The organism is Streptomyces sp. CB01881 (assembly GCF_002953255.1).
In the GTDB taxonomy this organism is placed as follows: Bacteria; Actinomycetota; Actinomycetes; order Streptomycetales; family Streptomycetaceae; genus Kitasatospora.
The window spans coordinates 11,043,092-11,053,843 of the sequence record NZ_CP026498.1 but is presented as its reverse complement, the minus strand read 5'-3'; the positions used below and the strand labels follow the sequence as shown (position 1 = coordinate 11,053,843).

Annotated in this window: 9 protein-coding genes; 3 read left to right on the top strand and 6 right to left on the bottom strand. The window is 70.5% G+C overall.

All coding sequences use genetic code 11. The features are described from left to right. Window positions 1–444: 444 nt before the first annotated feature. The gene (locus tag C2142_RS37590; protein ID WP_162002658.1) at window positions 445–1,272 is read left to right on the top strand and encodes a HEAT repeat domain-containing protein; all 828 of its coding nucleotides are present in this window, start codon (window positions 445–447) and stop codon (window positions 1,270–1,272) included. Between the two features lie 25 nt (window positions 1,273–1,297). Here the strand turns inward: C2142_RS37590 and C2142_RS37585 are convergent, their stop codons facing one another. The 5 genes from C2142_RS37585 to C2142_RS37565 all read right to left on the bottom strand — a co-directional run bounded on the left by C2142_RS37585 (window position 1,298) and on the right by C2142_RS37565 (window position 6,311). Then, on the bottom strand, window positions 1,298–1,861 hold the full coding sequence (locus C2142_RS37585; protein WP_148647278.1) for a hypothetical protein: 564 nt from the start codon (window positions 1,859–1,861) through the stop codon (window positions 1,298–1,300). After that, the gene (locus C2142_RS37580) at window positions 1,858–2,868 is read right to left on the bottom strand and encodes an ATP-binding protein (RefSeq protein ID WP_148647277.1); all 1,011 of its coding nucleotides are present in this window, start codon (window positions 2,866–2,868) and stop codon (window positions 1,858–1,860) included. Before C2142_RS37580 ends, C2142_RS37585 begins: the two co-directional genes overlap by 4 nt. Then, on the bottom strand, window positions 2,865–4,931 hold the full coding sequence (locus C2142_RS37575; protein WP_148647276.1) for a Mu transposase C-terminal domain-containing protein: 2,067 nt from the start codon (window positions 4,929–4,931) through the stop codon (window positions 2,865–2,867). Before C2142_RS37575 ends, C2142_RS37580 begins: the two co-directional genes overlap by 4 nt. Next, window positions 4,919–5,572: a TnsA-like heteromeric transposase endonuclease subunit gene (locus C2142_RS37570; RefSeq protein WP_346766427.1), complete on the bottom strand. Its 654-nt coding sequence runs from the start codon at window positions 5,570–5,572 to the stop codon at window positions 4,919–4,921. Before C2142_RS37570 ends, C2142_RS37575 begins: the two co-directional genes overlap by 13 nt. 253 nt (window positions 5,573–5,825) lie before the next feature. Continuing rightward, entirely contained in the window at window positions 5,826–6,311 is a 486-nt protein-coding gene (locus C2142_RS37565) for a hypothetical protein (protein WP_148647275.1), read from the bottom strand. Between the two features lie 130 nt (window positions 6,312–6,441). Between C2142_RS37565 and C2142_RS37560 the strand changes: the two genes are divergently transcribed. After that, window positions 6,442–6,840 carry a hypothetical protein gene (locus C2142_RS37560; protein ID WP_148647274.1) on the top strand — a complete coding sequence of 133 codons (399 nt, stop codon included), beginning with the start codon at window positions 6,442–6,444 and terminating at the stop codon, window positions 6,838–6,840. Window positions 6,841–7,166: 326 nt separating this feature from the next. Further along, window positions 7,167–7,628: an Imm1 family immunity protein gene (locus C2142_RS37555; protein WP_148647273.1), complete on the top strand. Its 462-nt coding sequence runs from the start codon at window positions 7,167–7,169 to the stop codon at window positions 7,626–7,628. Window positions 7,629–9,782: 2,154 nt separating this feature from the next. Here the strand turns inward: C2142_RS37555 and C2142_RS37550 are convergent. After that, window positions 9,783–10,752 (bottom strand): TniB family NTP-binding protein (locus C2142_RS37550; protein WP_241003069.1); only part of this gene is annotated, 970 nt, incomplete at its 5' end.

Below are 10,752 nucleotides of genomic sequence, written 5' to 3'. Positions count from 1 at the left end.
TGCGGCGCTAAGTCGCCTCGATGACCAACATCCTTGGCGTGATTCGCACCTTACGTTCACTTTCGCCGCCTTCCGGGCGCCAACCTGCGTGACCGTTTGATCCGCTTCTCGACGCTGGATTCCGTCTAGCAATAGAGTAGAGGGAAACTGCCAATGCGGAGCTTCCGGGCATTTCGCATCATGCGCCTTGACGACGAATGCGGCAAAGCTGATCAAAACACTCGTCGCAAACCGCCCCTAAACGCCCACTGACTGGTGGCGGTTTGTCTCAGTGAAGTTTGACCACCCGGATTCAGTGTGCGGTGGTCTCGATCACGAGCTGAAACCGGCTGCGGGCCAGCGACGTGTGTTCGGGCATGGGTTTTCGAGTATCTCTGACCGCTGTTCGGCGGTGACAGCAGATGTGCGTAGAGTGCGGATATGTCAGGGAGCGATGGATCTGCAGTGGCAGAGCGTGCGGAGCTGCTGGGTGCGTTGAGCGAGTTGGACGCAGGGTTGGCTGGCGGCATCAAGCGCGGGCCCGGTGCCCGCCGTCAAATCGAAACCCTGGTTGAGCGGCTGCGGACACCAGCAGCCGGCTTCCTCCGGCCTGAGCTGGAGCGTCGACTTGACGACTACGTTGAGGCGAACGACTCGTTCGCCCGGGACCAGATTGCGCATGCCCTGGTAGGCGCCTGCGGCGAGGCGGCCCTGCCTGCCCTGCTGCGCGCGAGCGTGGGGGACCGCAACGATGACGGAGACACCCTGCAGCTCGACCTCCTCGAACTGCTCTCCGCCTGGCCCGAGGCGGCGCATCGTCTGTTGCTTGGCTGCGTCGCCTCGCATGACTCCGGGACACGGCGAGTAGGCATCTGGGGTCTGAGCGTCACCGATTTCGGCGGGGCTAAGTACTTCGAACTTGTTGCCAACGCGGCATCCGACCCGGACCCCGGGGTGCGCGCCGACGTGATGAGCAGTCTCGGCAGCATCTTCGGCGTGGGGAATCCTCCTCGTGCCCGAGCCGTTCTGATGGCCGGCGCCTGTGATCCCGCCCCCGAGGTCCGGCGAGCCGCCGTGCAGGCCCTCGGTTCAGCACATGACCAGACCGTCACCGATCTGCTGGTGGCCCGCACTGAGGACACCGACCACGGGGTCCGGTTCTGGGCCGCATGGTCGTTGGCCCGTCGACCTGGCCCGGCCGTTCGGACTGCGCTCGAACGGCTTGTTGCGGACGAGGACCGGGACGTCCGGGAAGCCGCGCGCGCGGTCCTGGAATTCCCGGCCACCACGTGAGCTCCCCCGGCGCTTCGTCCGGCGTTCAGTCAGGGTCGAGCGCGTTTGGGTTCTCGTAGAGAGCGAGTTCGGCGTCGCGGAATCGGGTGCTGAGCGAGAGACACCGTTTCGAGCAGGTGCTGCGCGTGCTGTTCGCCAGGCGGATGACCTGGGTTCCGCAGCCCAGGCAGGAGACGATCTCTCGCTGGTTGGGGAGGACGTCGCGGCTTGACGGCGCGGCGGCGAGTAGATCGCTTCGGCGGCGGCAGCGGGTGGAGCACCACCACGGTGGTGAGGAGGACGGTTTCCCTTTTCCGGGGCGTCGTCCGCAGTACTCGCAGGCCGGGTGCGTGAGTGACCACGGTGGCGTCCGCTCCAGGGTGTCCTGGAGGGCGCGGAGGCTGCGGCCGGTCGCTGCGATGAGCCGGGGCCAGCTGATGGTGCCGCGGTAGCCCGGCGGATCGCAGAGATAGGCGCGAAGGACAGTGGGCTTGAGGCAGTTCGCTTCGGCGAGGCGGGCGATGAAGGACTCGACGCCCTCGCAGGGGCGGGGGAAGACCTGGACCGGCAGTTTCGGGATCAGCGTGGTCCGCGTCTTGGCGGTGCTCACCTGTTGGTCTTCCGCTTCTTCCGGTCCTGGTTGCTCGCGGTGACGTCGAGCGGCACTGCTTCGAGCCCGGCCTGGGTGATTTCCTCGTCGCCGGTGAGGATCGCGTCGATCGCGGCGCCGCGGATCTGGTGGGAGAGGGCTCCGATCATGCCGCCGGTGCGTTCGTGGAGGTAGTGGTCGAGCGCGACGAGGGTGCCGGGCTTGTGCCGGTGCAACAGGAGGGTGTCTTCCATCGTCCTGACCAGGCCCGTCCACTCGGCGTTGCAGGGGAAGGGGTGCGTGGGGATCAGGGTGAAGCGGCCGGCGATCTGCGCGCCCCGGGTGCCCGAGAGGATCGTGCTGTGCTCGATGTCGATGCCGGCGTAGATGAATGTCGCCGGGATGCGTTCGGAGAAGTACTTGAGCGTGTCGGAGACCTCGGCGCCCTGGCGGGTGGTCAGGGAGATGTTGTGGACCTCGTCCACGATCACCAGGCCGGTGCGGACCTTGGTGCAGACGCCGACGACGGACTCGATGATGTCGGCGGTGTTGAGCCGGCTGTGGACCGGCAGGCCAAGGAAGCGGGCGAACTCGGCGGCGATCATGCGGGCGGTCGCGGCCGGCGGGACGGTGACGTAGAGGACCGGGATCCGGCCGTGGGCGCCGGGATGGGCGGCGCGGTCGCTGAGCTCGTGCGCCAGGCCGAGCTGGGTGGTGGCGATGGTCTTCCCGGTGCCGGCGGGGCCGGAGACGATCAGGCCCCGGCGGGCGCTGATCGCGTGCCGGTTCAGCATCACCAGGCGGCGTCCGGTGGTGACGGTGTGCCGGACCGTGGAGGTGGCCACCACCATCAGCCGGGCGTGGTGGTCGATCCGGATCTCGTCGTAGTTGCGGCGGATCGGCTCCGCCAGCATGGCGTACTGCTTCGGCGTCGGCAGTTTCGGTGTCGCCGGCTGGCCGAAGGTGAACTTGCGCCAGCCTTCCTTCGTGGTCAGGTGCTGCCTGGCATCGTCGTCGTCCGTCGTCATCGGCGTCTCCAGGGATCTTCGAGCGGATCGAACAGGCCGAGTGGGATCACGTCCGCGAGCCTTTCCTCGGCCGGTGCCGGCACCGGCTCGGGCGCGGGTTCGGTGGTGGTCTGGATGGGCAGCGGGGTCGCCGGACCGGCGGCCTTGGTCCGGGCGGCGACCCTGCGGTCGCGTCTGGTCGGTTTGGCCCTGGAGTCGGTGTCCGGCCCGGTGTGGGCGCGAGTGAGGAGGGCGGCGACCGCGTCGGCGATCTCCTTCGCGGTGGCGCCGGGCATCTGGTGGCTGACGTGGTCCCAGGCCAGGTCACCGAAGGGGACCGGTGCGCGGTGCAGATGCTTCCAGGTCGCCTGAATCCAGGGCCGGCCCTCGTCGCGGTTGTTGCGCACCCAGATCCGGGAGACGTCGTAGGGATCGCGATGAACCTCCCACAGCCCGCGCTTGGCGGTGATGCCGGAGTCCTGGCGCCGGAGCGGGTCGAGTTCGGGGCTGTCGTAGACGCGGTGCTTGATCTTGATGCCGTAGTCGTTGACCGCCCGCCACTCGGCGGGCAGGAGTTCGATGTAGTCGTCGCCGCTGAGCGCGACGGCGACGTAGCCGCAGGCCTCCACCAGGGTCGCGTACTTCTCGTTCGGGGTGAACATCCGGCTCGGATGAGCCGGGTCGCGCAGGCCGTCGTGCGGCCTGTTCTGCCAGTGCGCGACGATCCACTCGTCCAGCAGCTCCTGGAGTTCCAGCAGCGACCAGAGCCGGTCGCGCTCGGGGTGGCGGCCGCGGTGGTCGGCGCTGCGGCCCAGGTGGCCGGGCAGGAACTGGACGAACAGCGTCGCGATGGAGGCCAGCATCTTCTCGATGTGGCCCTTCTCGAAGCCAGAGCCCTTGTGCGCGGGCTGGAAGTCGATCTCCAGGAACCGGCAGGACGCCTTGAAGTTTCGGGAGATGGACACGTTCCCGTGGTCGCAGACGATCATCTCCGGGACGATCACCGGCCGTGCGGCGGCGTGCTCCAGGCGCTCGTCCAGGCTCAGCAGCCGGCGGTGCGGCAACACCGAGCGCGACATCCGCAGGGCCTCCGCCCAGCCCGGCCGCATCAGCTCCGGGGTGACCGTGCGGGCCAGCAGCACGCTTGCATCGACCGACTTCGTGGTCGGCCGCAGCACCGCCGCGGACAGCGTCCGGGACGCGATGTCGATCATGCCGGTGAGCTCGATCCGTCCCGGGACACCACTGTCGAGCAGGACCATCACGTCCATCGGCGTGGAGTCGATCTGCATGACCTGACCCGGCGCGAACGCCGGCAGCTCACCGAACGGAGTCTTCGCCCCGTGGGCCTTGGACCGCCGGGTGGTCGCGGTGCCGAAGGTGTAGGTGCCCTCCGTCAGCTTCGCCAGCACCCGATAGAGGGTGGCGCGCGAGGGCAGCGTCACCTCCCGGCCCTCCTCACTGCCCTTGAGGATCTCCCCGGTCCGCCAGAGGAGATACGACCCGGTCTTCGTGGAGGCGTCGACGCCTTCCCCGATCGCCTCTCGCATCGCTGCCACGATCCGCTTATCCACCGAGCCGAACTCCGGCTTCTTGCGGACCGGCCGGTAGTCGACCAGGCCGAGCACCCCGTCCTGCTGGTAGCGGCGCCGGTGGTGGGCGACCGCGCTCGCCGTCACCCGGTGACCGGCCGCCCTCAGCTCGGCGGCCTTGACCTGCTGGCGGGCGGTGAGCGACCGGCCGGGACCGTACCCCGGACGCGGCGCCGCGTCCGGGCGCGCGCCGGGCGGCAGTCCGTGCAGGACTTCGAGGACGTGGCCCTCCCACCACAACGCCTTCTCCAGCACCGGCTTGGGCAGCGTCTCCAGCAGCGACACCGGCGGCAGCGGCATGCGGGTCGGGCTGGCCACGACCTCGAAGCCCTCGGCTTCGAACAGCTCAAGCAGCGGGACGACCCGGTGGGGGCGCTCGCCGTCGGTCAGCGTCACGGCCAACGCGGACACCGCGAGCACGCCGCGCAGTTGGCCGTCAAACCGCACCCGGTCGCCGACCACGACCCGGACTGGCCGGCTCAGCTCACCCAATGCCGCCGCCCCTCGGTCCAGACCAGACTGTGCGTGCCGAGCAGCTCACCGTCCAGGTCGGCCGCCAGAACGCCGGACCACATCAGGTGGAACAACACCGGCAGCACCAGCAGCCCGTCCCCGACCAGCTCGACGCCCGCCCGCAGCGGCTTCGGGTCCGCGAACACGTCGACCAGGCGGTCTCTTACCTCAGCCGGGCCCGCGTTCCTACGCCTGCGGTAGCGCGACAGCCAGCGCACGTTCTCCATCAGCACCGGGTCCGGCACTCCCGCGCGCTCGAACTCCCAGCCCGCCGCGGCGCAGGCGCGGCGTGTCGCCGCGAACGCCTCCAGCGTCCGCTCGTCCAGCCGGTCGGCAGCGCGGACATCGACCACCCGGCCCCGGCCGTTGGCCAGGCGCACGAAGTAGTCCGGCGCGTGGCGGCGCTCGCGCCGACCGTCGTGCCAGTGCAGCCAGAACGGCTGCGAGGCGATCGCCACCACCTCCCGGTCGCGGTCCAGGAGGATCAGCCGGTCCCGCTCCAGCCACGACTCGTAGCCGACGTGGCCGCCCGCCGTCACCGAGTAGTACAGGCCCGCGAAGCTCTGCCCGTTCTTGGCCCAGGTGAACTCCCGGACCGGCTCGACATCCTCGAACCGCACGTCCCAGCACCCGCCCAGGCGGGCCCGGCACCGTTCCTCGCCACGGTGAAAGACCAGGTCGAAGGCCGACAACGCCTCATCGCCGTACGCTCGCGCGAGTTCAGCCACCCGTCTCCCCAGGCCGATCCGAAACCGGGCCCAGAGCCTAGGAGCCACGCGGTCAAACTTCGTTGAGAACGGTCAAACTTCACTGAGACGGGTCAGCTGTCCTCTGACAGCCGATCTTGACCGTCTGCCAAACGATCTTGGACGGTCAGAGAAAGTAGGGGTACAGCTCCACCTTGTCTGCTTCGACGCTGATCTCCACCCAGGCGTGGGCGGCGCTGTCGGGCGGTGGCGGTGAGCTGACGTCGAACGGCACTTGCGAGTCGCCCATCTCAAGGACCGCGGCGCCGTCTTCGGCAAGCTGGAGCCGCCCACGCAGGACGATCCGGCCGGCCTCCTCGCGCACCCCCGGTTCGGTAAGTTCGGCCGGCCACGTGTTGTGGCCCCAGAGGATGTCCTCGTCGATGGTCCATTCGATGTGGTGCCAGCCAACCGCGTCGTGCGGGTCGCCACGCCACACCGCCGCGGCGCTGCCGACGGGGGTGTGGACCCGGACCGTCATCGACTCGGACGGACACGGCGGCATCTTCTCGGTACGCACCAGCACATCCCGATCATCCACCAAACCGGCCGGTGCGGCCGGGAGCAGCCGGGGCAGGACGGTCAAGATCTTTTGGCGATCGGTCAAGATCACCTGTCAGAGGACAACTGCTGTCCTCCGCCAGGCGATCTTGACGGTTTGCCGAGTGATCTCGACGGCCAGCGGACTTCTGCCACTTGATCTTGACCGATTACTGAGGGGGCGGCCCTGACATCCTGTGCAGGTGCCGAAGAAGCAAAAGCGCGCCGCGACCCTCGCCGAGGTGGTGGCGGCCATGCAGTCACCGTCGGCGGAGGAGCCCGGTGGCTCACACGTCCTTCCGCCCGTGGCGGCCCGTGGCTTCACTGACGCCGACGGCTGCCACTGGCGGCTTGTCCGTGGGCCGCTGGACCCTCGCCGGGCCAAGCGGCTCGCCGTCGGCGCCGACGTGATGTCGATGGGCGAGTACTACGACGACCAGGCCCAATGCTGGCTCCCCCGCTTCCTTGCGGAGGCCGAGCGCCCGGCTGCCTGGCTTGCAGCACGGGCCAGGTTCGGCGCCGCTGACCTGCCGATCCACGAGGCATACGAGTTCACCACGGACGACGGCCGCGTCCTCCTCTTCATCGAGACATACTGCTGAGCCCGCATCTCCCAGCCGGCCCTCTCCGATCCGCCCCAGCTCGCAGCCTTCGGCCGGGAGGTTCCTGGGCGTCCTCAACCTGGCTCTGTCGCCCTGAGGACAAGCGCCCTGAACCGGGCAGTCAAGATCACCTGCCAAACGGTCAAGATCACTTGTCAGAGGACAGCCGGCCGCGCCCGGCTTCGCTGCCGGGTCGCCGTTTCCCGGGCGCGGGAGCTCCGCCGCCACCGACCCCCCGACCGCCGGCCGACCGGTTGGTTGCCGTCGGGGCTGTGGACCGTACCGCGCTCCCGGCCCGGCGGTGGTCGTCTCCTAGTGTGACGGGAATGGTGCTACGTGCTGAACTCCGATACAGGCGGGACCGGATCGACAGGCCCGACTATCTCAACTCCCTTGAGGAGGTCGACACTCTGATCGACGAACTCCTCGCGAGCCCGGCGAACGAGAACCTGGCCCAGATCATCCATCTGGACCGGGAAACGATCAGGCTGAACATCCCCGGCGGTCGTGGGACAGAAATTCCGGATCATGAGTTCCAGGTCGGAGTGGACAAGGAACTCCAGGTAGGAGTTCTGCTCTTCATAGACCGTAGCGGGAACTTCGTGACGGCGGGCCCTGCGAATTCGAGGAACGCCCCCGAGTACTACCTCGCCGGACACTGGAGCCAATTCCCGGACCAGGTGGAGATCTCCATCGACCTCGTCCGGGAGGCCGTGAAGGAATTTCTGGCGTCGGGAGGGAAGCGCCCGGCCTGTGTTTCCTGGAAGAACCAGTACCCTGACGATTAGTCGGCACCGCCCGGTCCAGTTCTTCCGGTGAACCCGCTACTGCACCGCCTGAGGCTGCCGCCGTGTCCGGCCAGCATTTGCTCCGGATTCACTCCGGTATTCGCGTCCGGGGTGGCTGTCCGAGCGCACCCCGCGGGGCCGTCGGATTCGAATCGCGGGGCGCGGCCCGGAAATGCCGCGTGCCGCCCTGGTGGGGGGCGTCCCGCCGACCGCCCGCTGGGCCGCCCGCCACAGGGCCGCAGGCCCGGTGCCCGCACCCGCCTCGGCGGGCCGTCAGGCCCCGGCGCTGCGGCCGCTTAGGCGGCCGCAGGCGGGCGCCACCATCCTGCGGCCTGTACCGCTGCTCCTGGCCGTGTGGTGTCTCGTCCCTGTGCTGAGCCCCGGGTCGGGGGGAGTGCCGCCGTCCCGGTGAGGCCTGTCCCGCAGGCCGTCCGGTCTGGCCTCCGGTCTGTTGCGCCGTGTTCCTGTCCCGCTGGCGGTCCCGGGCGCCCGCCCCGCCCCGGCTGCCTGGCCTCCGGCCTGCACCCCGGCCACCCTCTGCCCGTCCCTCAGCCCGTCCAGCCCGCCCCGGCCTGTCCCCGCCAGGCCGGGCCCGGCTCCTCGCCCGAGTGGCCCGTCCTCGCGAGGCTGCGCCTGGTCACCGCTGTCCCGGCCGCCCGTACCCGGTCGTCCTGTTCGCCGGGGTCGGGGTGTCGTCGAGGGCTTGCTCGTCCGGATCCCGCCGCCCCTCGCTGCAGTCCCGCTGCTCCTGTCAGCTCACATGGTGCGGCAACTCCGCTACGGGGGCGGAACGGCCCCGTGGGCAGCCGTCCGATGGCCCTGGGAGAGGGCACGCCGGGGGCTGGACAGGTACCTGGGGGAGACGCGGCCGGGAAATGCCGTGTGCCGCCCCGGTGGGGCCCGGCCCGCTGCCGCTGCGCCCCGGTCCCGGTGCCCGTCACCGTGGCCGGGCCGGCCGCCTGGACGCCGAGCTGCTCCCCGCCCTCCCCCGGCCGCTGCTCCCCGTTCCCTCCGGCCAGGCTGGTCCGCCGGCCTTCCCCGCTCAGCCCCGCTGCTCCCCGCACGGTCCGCCGGCTTTCCCCGCCCCGCCGCTTCCCGACTGCCACGTCCCGGCGGTCAGCCGCAGGCGCCTGCGGCCCGGGGCCAGGACGCGCTGACCTTCCTGTTCCCTGCCGGGGTACCGGGTGGCGGGTGCCCAGGGGAGGGGAGACCCCCGGGAGAGCGCTCAGGGAGCCGCCAGGCCGCCAGCCCGCACCCGTTCCCCGTCCACCGACCGACCGCACCCGCCCACCCGCCGGGCCATCCGCCACAGGGCCGCAGGCCCGGTGCCCGCACCCGCTTCCGGCCGGGCCGCCAGGCCCCGGCCCCCGGCCCCGCCCGTGGCGGCCGCAGGCCGGCACTCCCGCCCCGCGGCCGCCAGGCCGCCCCTGTCGAGGACCGGGTGGTGGCGTGGCGGCTGCGCCCCGCCCCGGGTCCGCACCCCGCTCACCGCCCGCTCCCGCTGGGCCGCCCGCGACGGGGCCGCAGGCCCGGTGCCCGCACCCGCCCCGGCGGGGCCGTCAGGCCCCGGCTCCTGGCCCCGCCGGGGGCGGCCGTAGGCCGGCACTCCCGTCCCGCGGCCGCCAGGCCGCCCCTGTCGAGGACCGGGTGGTGGCGTGGCGGCTGCGCCCCGCCCCGGGGCCGCACCTCCTGTTCCTGGCTGTGTTGTGCCTGGTCCCCGTGCTGGTCCTCGTGCTGGGCCCCGGGCCGGGTGAGGTTTGAGGGGGGTGTAGTTGAGGTGCTGGATGGTGTGTGGGCTGGGGTGTTGTGGGTGGGGTGAGAACGGGTGGGCGGGGCTCTGGGGCGTTGGGCGGGGGCGTGGGCTGGGAATGTCGGGGGTTCGGTGAGTTTGATCTCCGGTGTTGAGGGTTTTGCTGTGCGCTAATGGCTGGTTTCGTGTTTTGGCTGGTCAGGGCTGTTTTGCCTGGTCAGGCGGGGTGTGCCGGGGTCTGTTCGGGCGGGTTCTGGGGGTCTGTTCTCATTGATCTCGGGGTGTTCTCGGGTCATGTCGGGTGCGGGTGGGTTGGCCCGGGCCGTCCGGGGCGGTGTTCTCGCTGGTGTTGAGGTTTTCTCAGCCGGTGTCGGTGACCGGTGTCTTTCCGCTGCCCGTGGTGTTCATCGGGCCTGTCGACGGTGCTGGGGACGGTGGTGGGTTTCGGCTTGGTGGTCCAGGCGCACTGCGTCGAGGGTGGTTTTGGTGATGCGTTCGGTGCCGTCGAGGATCGCGGTGAGGGCGGCTTCTCGGATGAGGCGGTTAAGGCTGCCGATGCGTCCGGCGGTGCGCTGGTGGAGGTACGGGGCATGACGGGGAAGGGTGCCTGCCCGGTGGCGTTGGAGGTCGAGGGCCGTTTCGAGGTCGGTGACGAGGTCGGTGAACGGGCGGCGGGCGCCGAGGCGGGCGGGTAGAGCGCCGGTTTCGACGAGGCTGGCGCGGGCGGCGAGTTGAGCGCCGCGGACCCCGCTGAACAGGGCCGTGCCGGTGACGTCGATGCCGGCGTAGACGAACGTCGCACCGATCTGTTCGGTGAGGTCTTTCAACAGGTCGGCGGCTTCGGCACCGGTGGTGGTGCGGGGGTTGAGACGGTGGATCTCGTCGATCAGGACCAGACGCACCCCGGCGGTGTTGTAGGTGTGGCAGACGGCCTGCATGAGCTGGGCCTGGGTCATGCGCGCGGTGACGGGGATGCCGAGGTAGCGGGCGAAACCCGCGATCAGGGTCTTCGCGCTCGCGCCGGGCGGCACGAGGACGTAGGCGACGGGCACGGCCGGCTGCCCGTTCCCGGGCGGGGCGGGGTGTCGGCGCGTGTGGGCGAGGTGGCAGGCCCGTCCGACTTCGAGCAGGGCGGTGGTCTTACCCGTGGCGGCGGGCCCGGTGAGGATGAGGCTGGGGCGGGCGGTGGTGCGCTGGTGGCGTCCGAGGAGCATCAGGCGCCGCACGCTGAGGGCGAGGGTGTCGATGGCGGGGGTGCGGACGGTGACGAACGCGGAGTGGTAGGCCAGGCGCTCCTCGACGCTGCGTTCCGGGTCTCCGGGTCTGGGTGGTGCGGGGGCGGGGGTGGTGGCGAAGGTCTGGAAGCCAGGTGTC